Here is a 21,980-nt window from a genome sequence, read left to right on the forward strand (position 1 = left end):
CGATTTGATACCAGAGTTTGAGGTCGGCCAAGCGGGGGACAAGACTCGGCCGGCTTATTATTGATTGATTATTTTCCGGTATCCCTGCCGGCAAAAAAGAAAGAAGCGGCGCCATGGCGGAACGTTCTCAAAACCTTCAGGATCTCTTCCTCAATACCGTTCGTAAGCAAAAGATTTCGCTCACGATTTTCCTGATCAACGGCGTCAAGCTGACGGGCGTTGTCACCTCCTTCGACAATTTCTGCGTGCTTCTGCGCCGTGACGGTCATTCGCAGCTTGTTTACAAGCATGCGATCTCCACCATCATGCCCGGTCAGCCGATGCAGATGTTCGAAAGCGAAGAAGGCGCGGCCTGATCGGGCTCCCTCGACGGATATTCGACATAGACTGACCCGGACCGGGAACATTTCCCGTGCCGTCAGGTTAATCCCCATGGCCGCCCGCGCGGATGCGGTCGGCCGCAATCCTCTTTCTGGACAAGGCTGAACCCATTTCAACGCGCGACACCTCGAACGAATCGATTATTCCGGAGCAGGAAAAGCGCCGCGACGACATGCGTGCGGTTGTTCTCGTGCCGGTCCTCAAGCAGCGCGAAACGCGCGACGCGGCTGCCGGCCCGGCTGCCCCCGGCCGTTCGGTCGAAGCCAAGCTTGAGGAAGCAAAAGGACTGGCGCTCGCCATCGATCTGGAAGTGACGCAGGGTCTCATCGTTCCGGTGAACCAGCCGCGCCCGGCCACGCTGTTCGGAACCGGCAAGATCGAAGAAATCGGTCATCTTCTCGACGAGACCGATTCCGGCCTGGTGATCGTCGATCATCCGTTGACCCCAGTGCAGCAGCGCAATCTCGAAAAGCAGTGGAATTGCAAGGTCATCGACCGCACGGGCCTGATCCTTGAAATCTTCGGCCGCCGCGCCTCCACAAAGGAAGGCACGCTGCAGGTCGATCTTGCGCATCTGAACTACCAGAAGGGCCGCCTCGTCCGAAGCTGGACCCACCTTGAACGCCAGCGCGGCGGTGCGGGCTTCATGGGCGGTCCGGGTGAAACCCAGATCGAAGCGGACCGCCGACTTTTGCAGGAACGCATCGTCAAGCTGGAGCGCGAACTGGAGCAGGTCGTGCGCACGCGCCAGCTACACCGCGCCAAGCGCCGCAAGGTGCCGCATCCGATCGTCGCGCTGGTCGGTTACACCAATGCCGGCAAATCCACGCTGTTCAACCGCATCACCGGCGCAGGCGTTCTGGCGGAGGATATGCTGTTCGCCACGCTCGACCCGACCTTGCGCCGCATGAAATTGCCGCATGGTCGCACCGTCATCCTGTCCGATACGGTCGGTTTCATTTCCGATCTTCCGACGCATCTGGTCGCCGCTTTCCGCGCCACTCTGGAAGAGGTGCTGGAAGCCGATCTCGTTCTGCATGTGCGCGATATGTCCGATCCGGACAATGCCGCCCAGTCTGCGGATGTGCTGCGTATTCTTGGTGACCTCGGCATTGACGAGAAGGAGGCGGAAAAGCGCATCATCGAGGTCTGGAACAAGGTCGACCGTCTCGAGCCGGAAGCGCATGACGCCATCATGCAGCGTGCCGAGGGCCGTTCGGATATCCGCGCCGTTTCGGCCATCACGGGTGAGGGCGTCGATGCCCTGATGGACGAGATTTCAAAGCGTCTTTCCGGTGTTCTGACGGAAACGACCGTTGTGCTCTCTATCGAACAATTGCCGCTGATCTCGTGGGTCTATAGCAATTCCATTGTCGACGGTCGTGAAGACCATGAGGATGGATCGGTTGCGCTTGATGTGCGCCTTTCGGAAGCGCAAGCGGCCGAACTGGAACGGAAGCTTGGTAAAGCGACTGTCCGCGAACGCGAGGACTGGGAGCGCTAAGCGTTCCTGGGACGATTATAAGGCGCGAAAACCTCTCCCCGTCATTCCGGCCTTGAGCCGGAATCCAGCCACGACGCGTCTGCGTCGTGAAAAACGAGTCTTTTGCGATCAAGGACTTGATCGCACTGGACCCCGGACTAAATCCGGGGTGACGGTGGGCTAGGACGAAACCGTATCAAGCGAACGTTCGATGCGTTTCGCCGCCTGCCAGAGATCTTCCATTCTCTCGAGACTCGCTTCTTCCAGCGTTTCGCCATTTTGAGTGAGCGACGTTTCGATGTGATTGAAACGCCTGCGGAATTTCGTGTTCGTACCGCGCAGCGCATCTTCCGGATCGGCTTTGACATGCCGGCCGATGTTGACGAGGGCAAAAATGAGATCGCCGAGCTCGTCCGAGACCTTTTCCGGTTTTCCTTCCGCCAGCGCCTCACGCAGTTCGGCGATTTCCTCCTCGATCTTGTCGAGAATCGGAGCTGGGTTCGACCAGTCGAAACCGGCACGCGCTGCCTGTTCCTGCAGCTTCAGGGCTTCGGTCAGCGCCGGCTGGCTGCGCTGTACGCCGCCCAGAAAGCCGGCCTTAAAATCCTCGGTGATACCACGTCGCGCGCGTCGCTCTGCACGCTCGCGTTTTTCTTCCGCCTTGATGCGATCCCATTGCAGTTTGACGCCGTCCGGCGTGTCGGCGTCGGATACGGCGAAGACATGGGGATGACGGCGGATCATCTTCGAGGTCACGGCATGCACTACGTCGCCGAAGGTGAATTCGCCCATCTCTTCGGCAATACGAGCATGGAAAACCACCTGCAGCAGAAGGTCGCCCAGTTCCTCGCAAAGATCGTCCATGTCCTTTCGCTCGATAGCGTCGGCGACTTCATAAGCCTCTTCAATGGTATAGGGCTTGATCGTCTCGAAGGTCTGCACGACATCCCATGGGCAACCGGTTTCCGGCTGCCGCAGGGCTTCCATGATCTCGATCAGGCGGGAAATATCCTTCGAGGCTTCCATAATGTCTCAAACCTTCGTTCTTTGTTTCTGCGCATCGCCGGGACGGAAAACCGTCACGCACGTCCTGCGGAAATGCCCTAGTTCAATGGAATGTCGTTGCCGCTCTTCGATGACTGGTAGCTGGTGGAAAGATCGTCATAAGCGGCCTTGATGCGGGCCGTCTGCGCCTTCAACGTGGTCTTCAGCGGATCGTCTTCACCCTCCACCAGATCGGCAATGAAATACGAATTCCAGAAGGCATTGTTGCGGCGATACCCGCCCGGTTCCAGCCCGAAAACTTCCTTGAGGATTTTCAGGTCGTGAGGGATCGCGAAAGCGTCGCGGGAATCCTCGTGGCTGAAGAAGGAGTAGAAATTATCGAAGCCCGCCCAGGTGATGGCGGACATGCACATGGTGCATGGTTCGTGGGTAGAGAGAAAAATCAGCTCCTTCGTGTTCGGCTTTTCGCCCAGCTCGTAAAACCGCTTCAGCGTATGCACTTCGCCATGCCAGAGCGGATTTTCCAGCTCGTTATTGGTCTCGGCGATCACCAGCGACAGGTCCGATTTGCGCAGGATCGCCGCACCGAAAACCTTGTTGCCAAGGCTGACGCCACGCGCCGTCAAGGGCAGGATATCGTGTTCGATGACATCGAGAAGGCGGGCGGCGAGGGTGGGGCTGGTCAAGGGTCTGGTCCTTCGTGCCGCTTTAAGGAAAAGCGGTCTTCGCATGGGGAAATCGACAGTCGATGGTCGCTCCTTGTTCGGCGCGAGGACCCGCTTTGTCAAGGGATTGCACGGGGATTCTCAGGGCTTGCGCAGGTGCGGAAAAGCATCGCCGGTTTGTTTTCCTCCAAAACCGGGGTCTTCGAGAAATAAAAATCCAGGTGCCGGAAAGGCTTGAATTTCTGTTTCTTCAATCTTGCACCGCAATGCGAGATATATGTCCAATGCACAACGAACATGATTTTTCCGCTGCTGGCGACCGCCTTTCAACCTTCCCCGCTTTCTTTCGGGTCGAGGGGCGGCAGGTCGCTGTTTTCGGAAATGGCGATGAAGCCTTCGCGAAGGTAAGGCTTCTCGCCAACACCAACGCGCATATCATTGCCTATGCCGACCAGCCGGAAGCCGATTTTGCCCGTTATATCAGCGAAAACGGCATTGATCATCGAGCTTTGGCTTTCGCCGGCGAATTGATCGAAGGCGCCACGCTGGTCTTCGCCGCTACCGGCGACGAGGCGCTGGACCGTGAGATCGTCACCGTGGCGCGCGCCGCGAAAATTCCCGCCAATGCGGTGGATCAGCCGGAATTCTGCGATTTCTTCACCCCGGCGCTCGTCGCCCGCGCGCCGGTCGCCGTGGCTATCGGCACGGAAGGGGCAGGGCCGGTTCTCGCCCAGATGATCCGCGCCCGCATCGACCAGATGCTGTCGCCGTCGCTTGGTAAGCTTGCGCGCCTTGCCGTGCAGTATCGTGATGCGGCCGAGGAGAACGTGCCGAAGGGCGCCTTGCGTCGCAATTTCTGGCGACGGTTCTTTTCAGGTGCGGTGGCGGATGCCGTCGCCGTTGGCGATACGCTCTCCGCCCGTCAGGCCGTCGACCGCCTGCTGCAATCGCCCGAACGCAGCGAAGGCCGTATCTGGCTCGTCGGCGCAGGACCGGGCGCTGAAGATCTGCTGACGCTGCGTGCGCAGCGCGTGCTGATGGAAGCCGATGTGATCGTTTACGACGCGCTTGTGCCGCAGGCGATTGTCGATATGGGCCGCCGCGATGCAGAGCGGCTCTCCGTCGGCAAGCGCAAGGGCTGCCACAGCAAGTCGCAGGATGAGATCAACCGCCTGCTGGTGCGCCTCGGCAAAGATGGCAAGCGCGTCGTGCGCCTCAAATCCGGCGATCCGCTGGTCTATGGCCGGGCGGGTGAAGAAATGGCGGCGCTGCGTGAGGCCGGTATTGCCTATGAGATCGTGCCCGGCATCACGTCGGCCTTCGCCGCCGCTGCGGATTTCGAATTGCCGCTGACGCTGCGCGGTGTCGCTTCATCGCTGATTTTCACTACTGGCCACGATCTGGCTGGCGATGTCCTGCCCGATTGGGCAAGGCTTGCGGTTTCCGGCGCCACCATCGCCGTCTATATGGGCCGCAGTGTTGCTGCTTCGGTCGCGAAGCGGCTGATCGACGCGGGATTGGGCGTGGAAACCACGGTTGCCGTCATCGAAAACGCCAGCCGCGCGGATCGCCGCCTGCTGCATGGCACACTGAACGATCTGCCCGAACTCGAACATCGCGATGAACTGACCGGACCGGTCATGGTGATCATCGGCGATGCGGTGGCGGGCGCCAATTTTGACAGGTCCGAGGCGCTTGCATTGTCAGTGCGGCCGGCGGATTTCAAACGGGAGTATGTAAATGGCTGACAAGGTTTTGACCGCCAACCGCCTGAGCGATGGCATCGCCGTCTGGCTCGATGCCAACGGGGAGTGGACGGAGAACCTGCAGGGCGCAATCGTTGCCCGCCATGCGGAGGCCGTCGCCTCGTTCGAGGAAATCGGCAAGCGGGATTTCTCCGCCAACAAGGTCGTCGATGTGGCCGTCATCGATGTCATCGAAGAGAACGGCAAGCTTTGGCCGACGCGTCTTCGCGAACGCATTCGCGCCGCCGGCCCCACCGTGCACTATGCCACCGGCTTCAAGCCGGCCGATGCAGCATTCATCGCAGTCTGAGGAATAATATGTACCGTTACGACGAGTTCGATCACGCATTTGTTGAAGGCCGCGTGGCGCAGTTTCGCGATCAGGTCGAGCGCCGCCTTTCCGGCGAACTGGCCGAGGATGCGTTCAAGCCGCTGCGCCTGATGAACGGCGTCTATCTTCAGCTGCATGCCTATATGCTGCGCGTCGCCATTCCTTACGGCACGCTGAATTCGAAGCAGATGCGGATGCTGGCCCACATCGCTCGCAAATATGACCGGGGTTATGGCCACTTCACCACCCGCCAGAACATCCAGTACAACTGGCCGCGTCTTTCCGACACACCGGATATCCTGTCCGAACTGGCGAGCGTGGAAATGCACGCGCTTCAGACGTCCGGCAACTGCATTCGCAACGTCACCGCCGATCATTTCGCCGGTGCGGCCGCCGATGAGGTCGCCGATCCGCGTCCCTATGCGGAAATCCTGCGCCAGTGGTCTTCCGTTCACCCGGAATTCTCCTTCCTGCCGCGCAAGTTCAAGATCGCCGTCACCGGCGCCGAGCGCGACCGTGCCGCCATTCAGGTGCACGATATCGGCCTGCACCTGAAAAAGAACGACAAGGGTGAGATCGGTTTCGCCGTCTATGTCGGCGGCGGGCAGGGCCGCACGCCGATGATCGCCAAGAAAATCCGCGACTTCCTGCCGGAAGAGGACTTGCTTTCCTACACGACGGCAATCATGCGCGTTTATAACCTGCACGGCCGCCGCGACAATAAATACAAGGCGCGCATCAAGATCCTCGTGCACGAGACCGGTGCGGAAGAACTGGCCCGCCAGGTCGAGGTCGAATTCGCTGAACTCAAGAACACCGAGTTGAAGCTTCCGGATGCCGATATTGCGGCAATCACCGCTTATTTCGCGCCGCCGGCGCTGAAGGATCGGCCGGAAGGCTGGGAAAGCCTGGCGCGCTGGAAGCGGGCCGATGAAGGTTTTGCCCGTTTTGTCGAGCAGAACGTCGCACCGCACAAGCATCCCGATTACGGCATGGTGACGATCTCGCTGAAGCCGATCGGCGGCATTCCGGGCGATGCGACCGATGAGCAGATGGAACTCGTCGCCGATATCGCCGCGGAATATGCTTTCGATGAAATCCGTATCAGCCATGAGCAGAACATCATCCTGCCGCATGTGGCCCTGGCCGATCTCGAGCCGGTTTATCGCGCGCTGGTGGGTGCGGGCCTCGCGACCGCCAATGCCGGGCTGATCACCGATATCATTGCCTGTCCCGGGCTGGACTATTGCGCGCTCGCAAATGCGCGCTCCATTCCGGTGGCGCAGGAAATTTCCACCCGCTTCGGTTCGCCGGAGCGTCAGGCGGAAATCGGTGAGCTGAAGATCAAGATTTCCGGCTGCATCAATGCATGCGGCCACCACCATGTCGGCCATATCGGCCTGCTGGGTGTGGAAAAGAAGGGCGCGGAACTTTACCAGATCACGCTTGGCGGATCGGGCGATGAGAACACCTCGATCGGTGAAATCATCGGCCGTGGCTTCGAGCCGGAAAAAGTCACCGAAGCCATCGAAACCATCGTCGACACCTATCTCGGGCTTCGCCTTTCGAAGGAAGAAATTTTCCTCGAAGCCTATCGCCGCGTTGGACCGCAGCCATTCAAGGATGCGCTATACGGTTCCGCTGCAGAAGCCGCCTGAGGAGAATGCCATGACGAAAATCTGGAACCGCGACGGCTTCGTGGAAAACGATCCCTGGGTGATCGAAACGGAAGAAGTGAAAGCAACGGCGGAGCAGAAGCCCGTGCTGCCGCTCGCCGATTTTCTGGTTCGTGCCGCCGAAAGCAACGATATCGGCCTCGGCGTTCTGATCACGCCTGCCGACGATGTGACGCGGCTCGGACCCTATCTCGACCGTATCGACCTTGTCGCCGTAAGCTTCCCGGCCTTCAATGACGGTCGCGGTTTCAGCCACGCTTCGCTGCTGCGCAGCCGTCTCGGTTTTGCGGGCGAGGTGAGGGCGGTTGGCGACGTCCTGATCGATCAGGTGCCGCTGATGCTTCGTACCGGCTTCACCAGCTTTGCAGTGACGAACGGCACGGCCATCCACCGCCTGTCCGAAAATCGCCTGCCGGAAATCCCGGTTTATTACCAGCCGACAGCCAAGCCGGCGAGCGGCGGTGAGGCCTATAGCTGGCGTCGTCGTGCGTCTCTATGACACGTTGCGTGGAAATATGAGTTTTTGATACATATTTCCTGCGCACATGGCAGTATTGACATTCTCATGCCTTCAAACCGGAGCAAAAATGGTATAATTGCCCGGTCGGAGAATGTCGCATCGAATAAGAATGGACGGAACCTGAAATGAACGCGCCAGCCAAGACGGAAGATTTCGCGATCAAGATACCTGACGGTGTTTACGCCGAGACGGTTTTATCGGTGGAGCACTATACCGACCACCTGTTCCGTTTCCGCATGACGCGCCCGGCCGGCTTCCGTTTCCGTTCCGGCGAATTCGCCATGATCGGCCTGATGGTCGGCGACAAGCCGATCTACCGCGCCTATTCCATCGCCAGCCCCGCCTGGGATGAAGAACTGGAATTCTTCTCGATCAAGGTTCCGAACGGTCCGCTGACATCGCATCTTCAGGCGATCAAGCCCGGCGATACCGTGCTGATGCGGAAGAAGCCGACAGGCACGCTGGTTCTGGATGCGCTGACGCCCGGCAGACGGCTTTACATGTTCTCCACCGGCACCGGCATCGCGCCTTTCGCGAGCCTGATCCGTGACCCGGAGACCTATGAGAAGTTTGAAGAGGTCATCCTCACCCATACCTGCCGTGATGTTGCAGAGCTGAAATACGGCTTCGATCTGGTCGAGGAAATCCGTAACCACGAATTCCTGAACGAAATCGTCGGCGACAAGCTGAAGCATTATGCGACCGTCACCCGCGAAGATTACCCGTTCAAGGGCCGCATCACAACGCTGATCGAGAACGGCAAGCTGTTTGCGGATCTGGGCGTTCCGGCGCTCGATCCCGAAATCGATCGCGGCATGATCTGCGGCTCCTCGGCAATGCTGAAGGACACCAAGGAGCTTCTGGAAAAAGCCGGCCTGAACGAGGGCGCCAACAACAAGCCCGCCGAATTCGTGATCGAGCGCGCTTTCGTCGGTTGATCCCATAAAAAGCTACGAGATTTCAGGAGGCCGTCAGGCCTCCTTTTTGTTTGCGCCTTCAGTGCGGGTGTTGAGAGGCGGCGTCGTCATCCTGTTTCGGGGCTATTTCGTTGCGATAGAGAAGAAAAAGCCCGATGGCGATAGCGGCAATGCCGCCGCCGACGAGATGCGACAGCGAATAACCGCCCTTCGTCACCAGCCAGCCTGCGACGACATTGCTGAACGATGCGCCGATACCCTGAACCATCATGACGCTGGCAAGGCCGACATTAAAACGACCGGTGCCTTTCAAAATCCTCTCCACCGCAACCGGGGTGACGATGCCGAGCAGGCCCGCGCCAACGCCATCGAGAAACTGCACCGGGAAGATCACCCAGAAATCCGAAAAGGCCGAGGCGAGGAGACCGCGTATCGGCAACGCGATCAGCGCGATGATGAAAACGGTCGAGAGACCGAAACGGCGTATCAGCCATGGGGCCATTGCGGCGACGAAGATCATCGCGAATTGCGCGACGCCGGTAATGATGGCGGTGGTGCGGAAGGGCGTCTGCAGTTCAATGGCGAAATCCTGTGCGATCAACCGGCCCATCGGCGCGTTGCCGAAGTGGAAAACAAGCAGAATGATGGCGAGAAAGATCAGCCCGCGTTCGTGCATCAGCACCCTGATGCCGGACGGCCCCGGCTCTCCCTTGTCTTCGGCAAGGCCACGCGCAACCTTGTGATCAATCCTATCGGGATCAATGGCCGCCGTAGCGAGCAGGGCGCCTGCAGCGGTCAGCAGCATCAGACCGATGATCCCGTTCATGCCGAAGAACGTTACGACCACATAAGTCGCGAAAAGCGACGCAAAATTACCACCGTGGTTCCAGAACTCATTGCGCGAAATCTGGTGGGAAAACAGTCGCTCGCCGACAAGGCCGAGTGTGAGGCCGGCAAGCGCGGGACCGACCACTGCGCCAACCACCGCCGTCATGATCTGGCCGGTCCAGACGATCCAAACATCCGGAAAGATCAGCGTGATCAACGCCCCGACGGTCACGAGAACAACGGGGATAGCAATCAGCGTTCGTTTCCACGTCGTCCCATCCACCAGCGCGCCGCAAAGCGGCGTGGCAAGCAGACCGACGAGGCCACCGACCGTGGCGATCATGCCCAACGAAAGCGAAGACCAACCCTGTGTCGCCAGAAATGCATCCAGAAACGGCCCGAGGCCGTCACGGGCATCGGCAAGGAAAAAATTCAGCGCTGCAAGGGCAAAAAGCGTGCGGTCTGAGATACCACCGCTACGCGGCAAGCCACCGGAAGGAAGTCCGCCGGGTGGTGCCGAAACGCCGATTGTCGTCATGAAATATGCTCCGAAAAATATGCAAGAGGGAATGGGAATTAATTGAGGCTGGCGAAAAACATCTGTGCCCGCATTTGGTTGCATTGGCACGACATGACGATAAATCCTAGATGTTTTTGGTCGCTGCAAAGTCGGCTGGAGGAACGTTTAACGGTACTGGTGAGTTAGTCTTCGTGGAAAAACGGATACGCGCCATGAAGATCAAGGTTTTTGCAGTTTTATTTTCGGCCGCATTGCTCGGCACGCAGCCCGCACATGCGGACGAACGCGCATTTCTCTCATCGCTGAAAGGCACATGGGCAGGTAAGGGAACCGTGATTACCCGGATAGGCACGCCGCCGATCAATGTGAGTTGCACACTGAACTCCAATGCGGGGGCATCGTCGCTCAACATGTCCGGCACTTGCCGCGGCCTTCTCGTGGTAAGGCGGGCAATCGCTGCCGATCTGTCGGAGAAAGGCGGACGCTACAGTGGCGCCTATACTGGGCCTTCCGGCCGCCCATCCGCGCTTTCCGGCACAAGACAGGGCAACGCCATAAATCTGACAGTGCGATGGAACCGGGATATCAACGGCGATCGCATTGCTGCCATGACCATTGAAAAGATTGGAGCCAACGGCCTGCGGCTGCGCACCACCGATAAGGACGGCAGGACCGGCAAGACGGTGGTGACGAGCGATATCCGGCTCGTTCGCTAAGTCAGCCGTGAGACAATGACGGATGGGCGGCTCGGGTTTCTAGTGGAATTCGAGCAGCAGGGGGCAATGGTCCGAAACTTCCGGCTGTCTCACCACATCGAAACGATCGATCTGCACGGCTGGGTTGACCAGCATGTAATCCGCATAACGGTTCGCTTTGGCATAATGTGAGGTCCGGGTGTCGGTAAAGCCGCGTGTCGTGACGAGTTCGGTGAGATCCAGTTCCTTCAGCACAGTGAAGGTCTCGCTGTCAGGCAGGACATTAAAATCACCGCAGACGATGATCCGGTCGCCATCCTCAGCAATGTTTTTGACAAGTTGTACGAGGCGTTTCGCCTGCGCTAGACGGGCGGGGATATCGTGTTTGCCGCTGAGGTCGCGCAATCCGTGTATATGGGCGATGACGGCCGGCTGACCGGTGGTGAAGTCGAAAACCCTGACGGCGTGGCCAGTGCGCGACCGTGGATGATCTCCATATCCGTCTGCGGAAAAAGTCCCGTGCACGAACCCTTGCGCCTGCGCAACGATGGCCATGGATTTGCGCACAAATGTCGCTAGCCCCCATTGGGAAGGATATTTGGTTTCGCTGTGCCAGAGATCACCCTGCGCCGCCGGACAGAAGATCGCCAGGTGATCCGGCAAGGCCTCGGCGATTTCGTGGAAGAAGTTCGCCCTTTGCGGCAGGTCGATGCCGTGATCGCGGTAGCTCAGCCAGTCCTCAAAGGCAGTCGGCGTGTGCACCACCTCCTGCAGGCAAAGAATATCGGGATCGGATGAGGAGATATAGGGAACAATCTCGTCATGAAGCTTTCCGCCCCAACCATTCAGGCAAATCACACGCATTCCCGCTCCATCGCCGCTTGTTTGCGGCATCCGTTCTAGCATGGAATGTGTGGCGAGCAATCGTGTGCGGCGGGGCCGCGAAACGTTGCTGCTGTAACGGAAAAGGCCCGGATCGCTCCGGGCCTCTACATGTACCAGTCGCCTGCCGTCTCGTTATATTACATCTTCGGCAGCAACACCTTGTCGATGACATGAATGACGCCATTGGATTGTTTGACGTCGGCGATGGTGACGTGGGCAACCGTACCATTCTCGTCCGTCAACGTGATTTTGCCCATGCTTTCCTTGGCCTTGAGAACGCAGCCGCCGACGGTCTTAACGTCATGCTCACCTTTGTCGTCCTTGATCATTTTTTCGATGGCGGGTGACAGTGCATTGGCGGCAACCACATGGCAGGTCAGCACCTTGACCAGCTTCTCCTTGTTCTGAGGCTTCAGAAGATCATCGACCGCACCCTTCGGAAGGGCCGCAAAAGCCTCGTTGGTTGGTGCGAACACCGTGAACGGGCCCTTTCCCTGAAGTGTTTCGACAAGCCCGGCAGCCTTGACCGCTGCGACAAGCGTTGTATGGTCTTTCGAGTTCATCGCATTTTCAACGATGTTCTTGTCCTCGAACATTGCGGCGCCGCCAACTTTGGGGTTCGCGGCATAAGCGGAAACCATGCCGATGGAAAGAGCTGCGGCCAGCATCAGGACGCGAACAGAAACGTTGTACATCGTTATTCCTCCTTGGTGACTTCCAAACCCCGAAAGGTACTTCTTCCGGTGGCCGCTATCGGTTATCCGTAGCGACACAAGAGACGGAAGCCGGCTCCTCGAAGTTTCGAGGCGAGCCAGGAAAAATGATAAATAATTGATTTCAAGAATGATTATCTATGTGTCGACATAAAAAAGCCCGGAGCGATCCGGGCTTTTGTCTTGAGAGAAACGAAGTTTACTCAGCCGCTTCGGCATAAGCCTCCATCGGCGGGCAGGTGCAGATGAGGTTGCGGTCGCCATAGACGTTGTCGATGCGGTTGACCGGCGACCAATATTTGTCGATGCGGAACGCGCCGGGCGGGAAGCAGCCCTTTTCGCGGCTATAGGGACGATCCCATTCACCAACGAGGTCTTCCACCGTGTGCGGTGCGTTCTTCAGCGGGTTGTTGGTCTTGTCCGCGCGGCCTTCCTCGATGTCGCGGGCTTCCTCTCGGATCGCCAGCATGGCATCGCAGAAACGGTCGATTTCCGCCTTGGTTTCGGATTCCGTCGGCTCGATCATCAGCGTCCCGGCAACCGGCCAGCTCATGGTCGGCGCGTGGAAACCGCAGTCGATGAGGCGCTTCGCGACATCGTCCACCGTCACGCCGCAGCTATCTGCCAGCGGACGGGTATCGATGATGCACTCATGCGCCACGCGGCCGGTTTCAGACTTGTAGAGCACGTCGAACGCACCCTTCAGCCGCTCAGCGATATAGTTGGCGTTGAGGATCGCCACCTTGGTCGCCTGCGTCAACCCTTCGCCGCCCATCATCAGGCAATAGCTCCACGAAATCGGCAGGATCGATGGCGAGCCGAACGGGGCCGCAGACACCGCACCCTCACGACCGTCCGTCGCCGGATGGCCGGGCAGGTAGGGAGCAAGATGCGCCTTGACACCGATCGGTCCCATGCCGGGGCCACCGCCGCCATGCGGAATGCAGAAGGTCTTGTGCAGGTTGAGATGCGAAACGTCCGAACCGATATCGCCGGGGCGGGCGAGACCGACCATGGCGTTCATGTTGGCGCCGTCCAGATACACCTGTCCACCATGCTTATGGGTGATTTCGCAAATCTCGCGAACCGTCTCCTCGAACACGCCGTGGGTGGACGGGTACGTGATCATGCAGCACGAGAGGTTTTCCGCATACTGCTCTGCTTTTGCACGGAAATCGTCGATATCGATGTCACCATTATCCCGCACTTTGACCGGCACCACTTTCATGCCGACCATCTGCGCAGAGGCAGGATTGGTGCCATGCGCCGACGTCGGAATGAGGCACACGTCACGGTGTGTGCCGCCATTGGCGAGGTGATAGTTGCGGATGGTCAGAAGCCCGGCATATTCCCCCTGCGCGCCGGAATTCGGCTGCATGGAGAAGGCGTCGTAACCGGTGACCGAGCACAGCTTTTCGGAGAGATCGTCGATCATCTCCTTGTAGCCGAGCGCCTGATTGGCCGGCGCGAAGGGATGGATGTCGGAAAATTCCGGCCAGGTGATCGGCAGCATTTCCGCTGTTGCGTTCAGCTTCATGGTGCAGGAGCCGAGCGGGATCATCGAGCGGTCGAGCGCCAGATCGCGGTCCGAAAGACGGCGGATGTAACGGGTCATCTCGCTTTCGGCGCGGTTCATGTGGAAGATCGGATGCGTCATGTACTGGCTGGTGCGCAGCAGGTCCTTCGGCAGGCGATATTCCGGCTCGAAATCCGAGATCGAGAAATTGCCGCCGAAAGCGCGCCAGACCGCCTCAAGCGTTGCCGGGCGCGTGCGCTCGTCAAGGCTCATGCCGATCTTGGTCGCGCCCACCTTGCGCAGGTTCACGCCTTCCGCAACGGCCGAGCGCAGGATGACGCCCTGCATATGGCCGACTTCGACGGTGATGGTGTCGAAGAAGGTTTCCGGCTCGATGGTGTAGCCGAGCTTTTCCAGCCCCTTGGCCATCAGAACGGCCTTCTGGTGGGTCTGCTGGGCGATGGCCTTGATGCCCTGCGGGCCGTGGAAGACGCCGTACATGGAGGCCATGACGGCCAGCAGCACCTGCGCCGTGCAGATGTTCGACGTCGCCTTTTCGCGGCGGATATGCTGTTCGCGTGTCTGCAGCGACAGGCGATAGGCGCGGTTGCCGCGCGCATCGACCGAAACGCCGACCAGACGGCCGGGCATGGAGCGCTTATGCGCATCCTTGACGGCCATGTAAGCCGCGTGCGGACCGCCGTAACCAACCGGAACGCCGAAGCGCTGCGAGGTGCCGATGGCGATGTCAGCGCCCATTTCACCGGGCGACTTCAGAAGCGTCAGCGCCAGAAGATCGGCGGCGACGGCGGCAATCGCGCCCGTCTGGTGCAGGCGGGAAATCAGGCCGGAGAAATCGCTGACATGGCCGTGGGTGCCCGGATACTGGAAGATCGCACCGAACACATCGACCGGGTCGAGATCAGTAAAGGGGTTGCCGACAATCACCTTCCAGCCGAGCGGGGCCGCGCGGGTCTCGATCAGCGCAATGGTCTGCGGATGGCAATTGGCGTCAACGAAGAAGGCGGTCGCCTTGGATTTGGCGACGCGCTGGCACATCGCCATGGCTTCGGCAGCCGCCGTCGCTTCATCGAGCAGCGATGCGTTGGCAACATCGAGGCCGGTCAGGTCGCAGACCATGGTCTGGTAGTTCAGCAGCGCCTCAAGGCGGCCCTGGCTGATTTCCGGCTGATAGGGCGTATAGGCCGTGTACCAGGCCGGGTTTTCCAGAATATTGCGCTGGATGACCGGCGGCGTGATGGTGCCGTAATAACCCTGGCCGATCAGCGAGGTCAGAACCTGGTTTTTGTTGGCCGTCTCACGCAGGCGGTCGAGCGCTTCGCGTTCGGTCAGCGCGGCACCCCAGGTCAGCGGCACCTTCTGGCGGATGGAAGAGGGAACGGTGGCGTCGATCAGGGCGTCGAGGCTCTTATAGCCAACGACCTTCAGCATCTCGGCCATTTCCGACGGCGAAGGCCCGATGTGACGCCGGTTGGCGAAATCATAGGGCTGATAGTCGGTGAAATGGAATTCGGTGGGCGTCGTCATTACGCGATCAGCTCCTTGTAGGCTGCTTCATCGAGCAGCGTATCGGCATCTGCGGCGTTGGAAAGCTTCAGCTTGAAGAACCAGCCGGCGCCCTGCGGGTCGGAATTGACCAGCGAGGGATCATCGACGATGGCCTGGTTGATTTCCACCACTTCGCCATCCAGCGGACAATAGACATCGGAAGCCGCCTTGACGGATTCAACGGTCGCCGCGTCGCCATCCTTGGAGAAGGTGGCGCCCACTTCCGGCAATTCGACAAAAACGAGATCGCCAAGCTGTTCAGCGGCGTGGCTGGTGATGCCAACGGTGGCGATATCGCCTTCGAACTTCAGCCATTCGTGTTCTGCGGTAAATTTCAGCATCGTATTCTCTCCGGAGATGGGATGAAGATTATCGTTTATAGGTGGGCTTGATGAAGGGCAGGGCGGCGACGGTGACGGGCAGATATTTGCCACGCACTTCCGCAAAGACAGCCGTGCCGGGAGCAGCGTGGGAAACAGGCACGTAACCCATGGCGACGGGACCTTCGACCGAGGGACCGAAACCGCCCGAGGTCACTTCACCGATCTCCGTCTTGCCTTCGGCATCCGCAAACAGCTTCGAATGGCCGCGCACCGGCGCCTTGCCTTCCGGCTTCAGGCCGACGCGGCGGCGCGATGTGCCATCGTTCAGTTCGCCGAGAATACGCTCCGCGCCAGGAAAACCGCCCTCGCGGTCTCCACCGGCGCGGCGCGCTTTCTGGATCGCCCATTCGAGCGAGGCTTCGATGGGGGAGGTCGTAGTGTCGATATCGTTGCCGTAAAGACAAAGGCCGGCTTCGAGGCGCAGGCTGTCGCGCGCACCAAGCCCGATGGCATCGCAATCGGGATGTTCGAGCAGGGCTTTGGCAATTTCTTCGGCCTTGTCGGCCGGTACGGAAATCTCAAAGCCGTCTTCACCGGAATAACCGGAGCGCGAGACGATGCACGGCACGTCATGCAGCGGCACTTCCTGCACATCCATGAATTTCATTTCCGAGACGCCGGCCCAGAGTTCAGCCAGAACGGCCTCAGCGCGCGGACCCTGAAGCGCGATAAGCGCCCGGTCATCGAGAAGAGTTATCTCGCAGGCATCGGAAAGATGCGCCTTCATATGGGCGACATCGGCATCCTTACAGGCGGCGTTGACGACGACAAAAAGATGATCGCCGCGATTGGTGATCATCAGATCATCCAGAATGCCACCATTTTCGTCGGTGAAGAAACCGTAGCGCTGGCGGCCTTCCTTGAGGCCGAGAATGTCAACCGGCACCAGCTTTTCGAGCGCGCGTGCGGCATCTTCATTCTTGCCGGACTTCGCCTTCAGGATCACTTGGCCCATATGGGACACGTCGAAGAGGCCGGCGGAGGTGCGGGTCTGGAGATGTTCCTTCAGAACGCCGGCCGGATATTGCACGGGCATGTCGTAACCGGCAAAGGGCACCATGCGGGCGCCAAGCGATATGTGCAGGGAGTGGAGCGGCGTGGTTTTCAGCGCGGCGGTATCGTCCAAGGACGCCTCCAGGGTTGCGCGAGATATCGCGCGGGCTCAGGTCATGGCGCGAAAAACGCACCGGGTTCAAGAGCCCCCTCTGTCCTTGTCGCCTGAGATTGTTATCCCTTCGGCGAGCCGTCCTTATGAAAGGTGGCTTCTCTCCAGAGTTCCGTCGTCACCGCTGGTCCTTTTGCCTGAGAGTTTCCGGGGCGGTTGCTCCTTCGGCACCGCATTGAAGCGGTTTCTCCCAACGATGATGCGACGCTCATTATCTTCGAAGACCCGTTATTGGCAAGGACCAAATGACGCATCTGAACAGATTCTTGCTCCATCTGCGCCATCGGCGTAGCGATCTGGGACGACAGATGGTCTTGGCGGCTTTCTTCAGTCGGATTTTTTCTCAGGCAGGCCCTTGCGTTTCGTCGATGCGAAATCCTCAAGCTCCTTTTCTGTCATGGACTTCTCCATGCTTTTTGAAGCGCCTTTTAAACTGGATTTCTTCGTTTCTCCGCGTTTGGCCGCCAGTGCGGCGCCCGCCGCTTTCTGCTGGGCCTTCGATTTCGCTGGCATTGTCGGGCCTCCATTGAAATGATGGTTGCCGAAGGAAAATGCCGCCTGGCATCTATTGTTCCCTTGCGACGGTCTGGCCTGCGGCAAAATTCCCCTTTGAAATCGGAGAGAAACAGGGATATCGCCTAGAACATGGATGCAAATCGAACACGACGATTGATGGGGATGGAGAAAATGCTTCGCATTTTCTGCGCGACCCTGATGTTGTCCCTCGGTTTTGCCCACAAGCCGGCACTTGCCGCAGCACCCGCCGTTGCGCTGGATGAGAGTTACCGGCTGCCGGACGGCACCTTCGCGGAAATCTGCCTTGGCCATGGCAACGGCGTCAATGCTTCCCATAACAAGGAAGGCCCCGCCCATTCCGGCGACGCCATCCTTTTTTGCGAGGCCTGCCTGCTCGCCTCGTCCATTCTTCTGCCGATGCCCGATACGGCTGGCTGGCTGAAGACGGAATTTGCCTGGCTAGACAACCGCCTGCCTGCGGAATGGAGCTTCCGCTCCGTGCTGACGATCCAGAAGCCCGCCGCGCGCGGCCCGCCGTCCCTGTCCGCCTGATTTTTCGTTTTACGGGATCATCGCCGCCTTTGGCGGCACGGAGCGGCTGCGCGGACCCAGAGGGATAGCAGCCGCAGGGACAAGCAAATGAAAACCACCAAGATCATCACCTGCAGCCTTTTCGTCGCCTCGGTTTCGACCTCGCAGGCTTTCGCCCATGCCACATTCGTTGACGGTTCGGCCGAACAGGAAAGCACCGTCGTTGCCGCCCTCCAGGTTCCGCATGGCTGCGAAGGCGGGCTCGCCACCACCGAAGTTCAGATCAAGCTGCCGGAAGGATTCATTGCCGCGAAGCCCCAGCCCAAGGCCGGCTGGGAACTGGAGGTCATCAAGGGAGACTACCAGAAGGCCTACAAGAACCACGGCAAGGAGATTAAAAGCGGACCGGTCGAAATCCGCTGGAAGGGCGGCAACCTGCCGGATGAATTCTACGACACCTTCTCCGTGCAGGGAAAAATCTCCGGTATTGAGGCGGGGCAGGACCTGCCATTCAAGGTAACACAGCTCTGCGGCGACAAGGGCAAGGTTGCCTGGGACGAAGTGGCAGCGGCTGGCGTCGATCCGCATTCCCTGAAAAGTCCCGCTCCCACCATTCGCGTTGCCGCAAAGGCTGCACATGCCGGCGGCCATGATCACTCCGCCATGGATATGGATGTCGTGAAGGCCGGCAGCCTCGAAGTGTCGGAGGGAACGACCAAGGCCATGCTGCCGGGCCAGCCGGTGGGCGGTGGATACGTGACGATCAAGAATACCGGCGATAGCGACGACAAGCTGATCGGCGTTGAATCGTCGTCCGCCGGACGTGCTGAAATCCACGAGATGGCTATGGTCAATGACGTCATGAAAATGCGCAAGTTGGATGACGGCATCGTCATTCCCGCCGGCCAGACGGTGGAGCTGAAGCCCGGCGGCCTGCACATGATGTTCTTCGATGTGAAGAAGCCCTTTGCCGAAGGCGACAAGGTGCCGGTAACGCTCATCTTCGAAAAGGCGGGCAAGGTGGAGATCGTGCTGTCCGCAGGCGCAGCCAAGGGCGGCGGCGACCACCAGCATAATTGACCGATGAAAAACGGCTACCGGAACGCGTGACAGGTCCGGTAGCCGCAAATTTTCATCTATCGTGTTGTTCTTCAGCGCCGTGGCGGAAAAGCAGGATGGCATTCGCCCACGTGATTTTCCGGAACTAGGTTGCAAATCTCTAGAAGATCAATCTGACACCAGGCTGAATGCAGGGACCCCGCCTATATTGCGAGAAACTGAAGAAACAACATTAAAATATCAATATATCCACCTGATCTATAAATTACTTTCAGATTTCGAGGTGAAGCTGTTTTCCTCGTAGGCCTCCACGGCCTGCTCGAGTGTCGCCTGTGGTTCTTGGCGCTGGCTGCTTGCTATCAGGAAATAGAGGGTGAGGGCCGGCGGCTTGATCGTCGTCATCAGGGCCCTGAGCTGGAAGTCATCCCCGTTTTCGGCTTTGCGCGCCAGTTCGTGAATGGCCTCTTCAACCTCGCTCTTGCGCGGCACGCGTTGCGGCGGCTTCATGGCCTCCAGCGCATAGGCCGCTGTATTCGCGGAAACGGAAAGAACCTGTGTCATCGAACCTCCGGCCATCTTCGCCGACCCTGAAAAACCGTAGATTAACAGTTGCCCATTGTTGGAAGGCTAAATCGCACAGCTGCAATTTAATCGTATTTTAACAGCCCAAAGCGCCGGGCAAAGGGGTTTCGCCAGCGGTTCCCATGGTCTAAAAATGTCCTGGACCGTCCGGTCCGACGATTTCTTCCGGAGACACAATTCCCCATGATCAATATCGCCCTTGTCGCTGCAGGCGGCGCAATCGGTTCCGTGTTCCGTTATCTGGTCGGGGTCTGGAGCGTGCGGTTGGCCGGACCGAATTTTCCCTGGGGAACCCTTGCCGTCAATGTGGTCGGATCTTTCCTGATCGGTCTGCTGGTCGAGCTTGTGGCGCGCCGGCTGAACGCCTCGATGGAAATGCGCCTGTTTCTCGTCACCGGCGTGCTCGGCGGGTTCACCACATTCTCGTCCTTCTCGCTCGATGCGGTCGCGCTGTTCGAACGCGGCGCGCTCGGGCTATCGGCGGTTTACGTGCTTGCAAGCCTCGCTGTTTCCATCACGGCGGTTTTCGCCGGTCTGGCCTTGGGCCGCAGTTTGTTCTAAAGGCTTGGTCCAAACGGCGCGCCGACGAATAGGGCGCGCGATCAGGACAGAAAGACTGGAAATTTCATGGCAGGTATCGAGCATATCAAGGTCGGGGCCGACGAGGCCGGTATGCGCCTCGATCGCTGGTTCAAGATTCATTATCCGGGACTTGGTTTCGGGCAGTTGCAGAAGCTTCTGCGCTCCGGCCAGGTGCGTGTGGATGGCGGCCGGGTGAAGACGGATGCACGCGTGCAGCCGGGACAGATGGTGCGCGTACCGCCGGTCGATTCCGATCTCAAGGTCAAGAGCGGCCCGATCGGATCGAAAGACCTCAAACACTCCGAAGATGGCGAGCTTCTGGCGCGCATGCTCCTGCATGAGGACGACAAGGTGTTCGTCTTCAACAAGCCGGCCGGCATTGCCGTGCAGGGCGGCTCCGGCGTCACTCGCCATATTGACGGGCTGCTGGAAGCCTGGACCAATCAGAAAGGCGAAAAGCCGCGTCTGGTGCACCGCCTCGACCGCGATACGTCGGGCGTGCTGGTGGTTGCCCGCACCCGCGGTGCTGCACAGAAGCTGACTGCCGCCTTCCGCGAACGCGATACCAAGAAGACCTATTGGGCGCTGGTCAAAGGCGTGCCGCGCAAGCATCAGGACAAGATTTCCACCTGGCTGGTCAAGGAACAGACCATGGATGGCGATCGCATGCGTATCGCCAAGCACGGCGAGGAGGGGGCCGATCACGCCGTTTCCTATTACCGCGTCATCGATACCGCCGCGCAGAACCTCGCCTGGCTGGAAATGGAACCCTATACCGGCCGCACCCATCAGCTTCGCGTGCACGCGCTGCATATGGGCCACCCGATCATCGGGGATCCCAAATATTACATCGACGATCCGAACTGGGATTTCCCGGGCGGCATCCAGAAGCGCCTGCATCTCCACGCACGCCATATCGACATACCGCATCCGAATGGCGGCCGGCTTCGGGTCAGCGCGCCCCTGCCGCCGCATATGGTCCAGACCTGGAACCTGCTCGGTCTCGACGTGGCCGATGGCGACAGGGAAGACTGACAGCCCATGAAACTGGTTCTTTTCGATTGTGACGGAACGCTGGTGGATAGCGCCGGCCTGATCCATGCCGTCATGTCAGATACTTTCGCTGATTTCGGCAAACCGCGCCCCGATATCTCCGAAACCAAGGCGATCATCGGTCTGACGCTGGATATCGCCATCGCCCGCATGCTGGGCAAGGCGCATGTGGATGATGAAGCGAAGGCGATGACGGAACGTTACAGGGAACTCTATCATCCCCTGCGGGAGCGGCCGGAAATGACCGTGCCGCTTTTCGACGGTATCGCCACGCTGATCGATACGCTTTCGAAACGCGACGATGTGCTGATCGGCGCGGTGACAGGCAAGGGTCGTCGCGGTCTTACCCATATTCTGCAGACCCACGGCCTTGCCGATCACTTCATCGTTTCGCGCACGGCGGATGATTGCCCCTCAAAGCCGCATCCGGCCATGGTGATGGAATGCTGCCATGAAACCGGCATGGTTCCGGCCGATACTGTCGTTATCGGCGATGCGATTTACGACATGCAGATGGCCAAGGCCGCCGGCGCGAAAGCAATCGGCGTCGCCTGGGGTTATGCCTCGGTCGACGATCTCTGGAAGGCAGGCGCCGATGCGGTCGTCAGCCATCCGCGCGAAATTCCGGCCTATGTTCCGGCCGATATTCTTGAATAACCT

General features: G+C 59.2%; 23 protein-coding genes and 1 riboswitch. Of the genes, 13 read left to right on the top strand and 10 right to left on the bottom strand.

Going from position 1 to position 21,980, the window contains the following annotated elements; genetic code table 11:
- Positions 1-113 precede the first annotated feature (113 nt).
- Positions 114-356 carry an RNA chaperone Hfq gene (hfq, locus tag AGR7B_RS06940; protein ID WP_003496145.1) on the top strand — a complete coding sequence of 81 codons (243 nt, stop codon included), beginning with the start codon at positions 114-116 and terminating at the stop codon, positions 354-356.
- A gap of 92 nt (positions 357-448) precedes the next feature.
- Complete coding sequence (gene hflX, locus AGR7B_RS06945) at positions 449-1,885, top strand: GTPase HflX (protein WP_173999839.1); 1,437 nt, start codon at positions 449-451, stop codon at positions 1,883-1,885.
- 159 nt (positions 1,886-2,044) lie between these two features.
- Here the strand turns inward: hflX and mazG are convergent, their stop codons facing one another.
- A complete protein-coding gene (gene mazG, locus AGR7B_RS06950; protein WP_003521344.1) occupies positions 2,045-2,890 on the bottom strand; it encodes a nucleoside triphosphate pyrophosphohydrolase in 846 nt (281 codons plus the stop codon).
- A gap of 77 nt (positions 2,891-2,967) precedes the next feature.
- Positions 2,968-3,600, bottom strand: a complete 633-nt coding sequence (locus AGR7B_RS06955) for a deaminase (protein ID WP_425352588.1) — start codon at positions 3,598-3,600, stop codon at positions 2,968-2,970.
- 218 nt (positions 3,601-3,818) lie between these two features.
- On the opposite strand from AGR7B_RS06955, the gene cysG reads away from it, so the two are divergent.
- From cysG to AGR7B_RS06985, 5 genes are all read left to right on the top strand, one after another.
- Positions 3,819-5,282 carry a siroheme synthase CysG gene (gene cysG / locus AGR7B_RS06965; protein WP_080856327.1) on the top strand — a complete coding sequence of 488 codons (1,464 nt, stop codon included), beginning with the start codon at positions 3,819-3,821 and terminating at the stop codon, positions 5,280-5,282.
- Complete coding sequence (locus AGR7B_RS06970) at positions 5,275-5,589, top strand: DUF2849 domain-containing protein (protein WP_003521341.1); 315 nt, start codon at positions 5,275-5,277, stop codon at positions 5,587-5,589. Before cysG ends, AGR7B_RS06970 begins: the two co-directional genes overlap by 8 nt.
- An 8-nt stretch (positions 5,590-5,597) precedes the next feature.
- Positions 5,598-7,268, top strand: coding sequence for a nitrite/sulfite reductase (locus AGR7B_RS06975; protein WP_080856328.1), 1,671 nt, complete (start codon positions 5,598-5,600; stop codon positions 7,266-7,268).
- Between the two features lie 10 nt (positions 7,269-7,278).
- Complete coding sequence (locus AGR7B_RS06980) at positions 7,279-7,785, top strand: DUF934 domain-containing protein (RefSeq protein ID WP_080857012.1); 507 nt, start codon at positions 7,279-7,281, stop codon at positions 7,783-7,785.
- 146 nt (positions 7,786-7,931) lie between these two features.
- Positions 7,932-8,744: a ferredoxin--NADP reductase gene (locus AGR7B_RS06985; protein ID WP_035264028.1), complete on the top strand. Its 813-nt coding sequence runs from the start codon at positions 7,932-7,934 to the stop codon at positions 8,742-8,744.
- Positions 8,745-8,802: 58 nt separating this feature from the next.
- Here AGR7B_RS06985 and AGR7B_RS06990 read toward each other — a convergent pair whose 3' ends face one another.
- Entirely contained in the window at positions 8,803-10,089 is a 1,287-nt protein-coding gene (locus AGR7B_RS06990; protein WP_080856329.1) for an MFS transporter, read from the bottom strand.
- Positions 10,090-10,283: 194 nt separating this feature from the next.
- Between AGR7B_RS06990 and AGR7B_RS06995 the strand changes: the two genes are divergently transcribed.
- Positions 10,284-10,787 carry a hypothetical protein gene (locus AGR7B_RS06995; protein WP_080856330.1) on the top strand — a complete coding sequence of 168 codons (504 nt, stop codon included), beginning with the start codon at positions 10,284-10,286 and terminating at the stop codon, positions 10,785-10,787.
- Between the two features lie 39 nt (positions 10,788-10,826).
- Here the strand turns inward: AGR7B_RS06995 and AGR7B_RS07000 are convergent, their stop codons facing one another.
- The 6 genes from AGR7B_RS07000 to AGR7B_RS07025 all read right to left on the bottom strand — a co-directional run bounded on the left by AGR7B_RS07000 (position 10,827) and on the right by AGR7B_RS07025 (position 17,510).
- Positions 10,827-11,630, bottom strand: coding sequence for an endonuclease/exonuclease/phosphatase family protein (locus AGR7B_RS07000; RefSeq protein WP_080856331.1), 804 nt, complete (start codon positions 11,628-11,630; stop codon positions 10,827-10,829).
- A 158-nt stretch (positions 11,631-11,788) separates the two neighbouring features.
- The gene (locus AGR7B_RS07005; protein ID WP_080856332.1) at positions 11,789-12,346 is read right to left on the bottom strand and encodes a fasciclin domain-containing protein; all 558 of its coding nucleotides are present in this window, start codon (positions 12,344-12,346) and stop codon (positions 11,789-11,791) included.
- 217 nt (positions 12,347-12,563) lie between these two features.
- Positions 12,564-15,428 (bottom strand): aminomethyl-transferring glycine dehydrogenase, encoded by a 2,865-nt coding sequence (gene gcvP / locus AGR7B_RS07010; protein WP_080856333.1) that lies wholly within the window; start codon positions 15,426-15,428, stop codon positions 12,564-12,566.
- On the bottom strand, positions 15,428-15,790 hold the full coding sequence (gcvH, locus tag AGR7B_RS07015) for a glycine cleavage system protein GcvH (protein WP_003502678.1): 363 nt from the start codon (positions 15,788-15,790) through the stop codon (positions 15,428-15,430). Before gcvH ends, gcvP begins: the two co-directional genes overlap by 1 nt.
- A 28-nt stretch (positions 15,791-15,818) precedes the next feature.
- Positions 15,819-16,958, bottom strand: coding sequence for a glycine cleavage system aminomethyltransferase GcvT (gcvT, locus tag AGR7B_RS07020; RefSeq protein WP_080856334.1), 1,140 nt, complete (start codon positions 16,956-16,958; stop codon positions 15,819-15,821).
- Positions 16,959-17,112: 154 nt separating this feature from the next.
- Positions 17,113-17,200: riboswitch (glycine riboswitch) on the bottom strand.
- 124 nt (positions 17,201-17,324) lie between these two features.
- Positions 17,325-17,510 carry a DUF3008 family protein gene (locus AGR7B_RS07025; RefSeq protein WP_065655407.1) on the bottom strand — a complete coding sequence of 62 codons (186 nt, stop codon included), beginning with the start codon at positions 17,508-17,510 and terminating at the stop codon, positions 17,325-17,327.
- A 174-nt stretch (positions 17,511-17,684) separates the two neighbouring features.
- Here AGR7B_RS07025 and AGR7B_RS07030 point away from each other — a divergent pair, with 174 nt between their 5' ends.
- Both AGR7B_RS07030 and AGR7B_RS07035 read left to right on the top strand, forming a co-directional pair.
- Entirely contained in the window at positions 17,685-18,065 is a 381-nt protein-coding gene (locus AGR7B_RS07030) for a hypothetical protein (RefSeq protein ID WP_080857013.1), read from the top strand.
- A gap of 87 nt (positions 18,066-18,152) precedes the next feature.
- Positions 18,153-19,124 carry a copper chaperone PCu(A)C domain-containing protein gene (locus AGR7B_RS07035; protein WP_080856335.1) on the top strand — a complete coding sequence of 324 codons (972 nt, stop codon included), beginning with the start codon at positions 18,153-18,155 and terminating at the stop codon, positions 19,122-19,124.
- A 237-nt stretch (positions 19,125-19,361) separates the two neighbouring features.
- Here AGR7B_RS07035 and AGR7B_RS07040 read toward each other — a convergent pair whose 3' ends face one another.
- Positions 19,362-19,664: a hypothetical protein gene (locus AGR7B_RS07040; RefSeq protein ID WP_080857014.1), complete on the bottom strand. Its 303-nt coding sequence runs from the start codon at positions 19,662-19,664 to the stop codon at positions 19,362-19,364.
- 204 nt (positions 19,665-19,868) lie between these two features.
- On the opposite strand from AGR7B_RS07040, the gene crcB reads away from it, so the two are divergent.
- The 3 genes from crcB (at position 19,869) to AGR7B_RS07055 (ending at position 21,977) form a co-directional block, all read left to right on the top strand.
- A complete protein-coding gene (gene crcB, locus AGR7B_RS07045; RefSeq protein WP_080856336.1) occupies positions 19,869-20,246 on the top strand; it encodes a fluoride efflux transporter CrcB in 378 nt (125 codons plus the stop codon).
- 66 nt (positions 20,247-20,312) lie between these two features.
- Positions 20,313-21,302, top strand: a complete 990-nt coding sequence (locus AGR7B_RS07050; protein ID WP_035264040.1) for an RluA family pseudouridine synthase — start codon at positions 20,313-20,315, stop codon at positions 21,300-21,302.
- 6 nt (positions 21,303-21,308) lie between these two features.
- Positions 21,309-21,977 carry an HAD family hydrolase gene (locus AGR7B_RS07055; RefSeq protein ID WP_065655411.1) on the top strand — a complete coding sequence of 223 codons (669 nt, stop codon included), beginning with the start codon at positions 21,309-21,311 and terminating at the stop codon, positions 21,975-21,977.
- Positions 21,978-21,980 lie beyond the last annotated feature (3 nt).

The sequence above is a fragment of the Agrobacterium deltaense RV3 genome, assembly GCF_900013505.1.
GTDB classification, from domain to species: Bacteria; Pseudomonadota; Alphaproteobacteria; order Rhizobiales; family Rhizobiaceae; genus Agrobacterium; species Agrobacterium leguminum.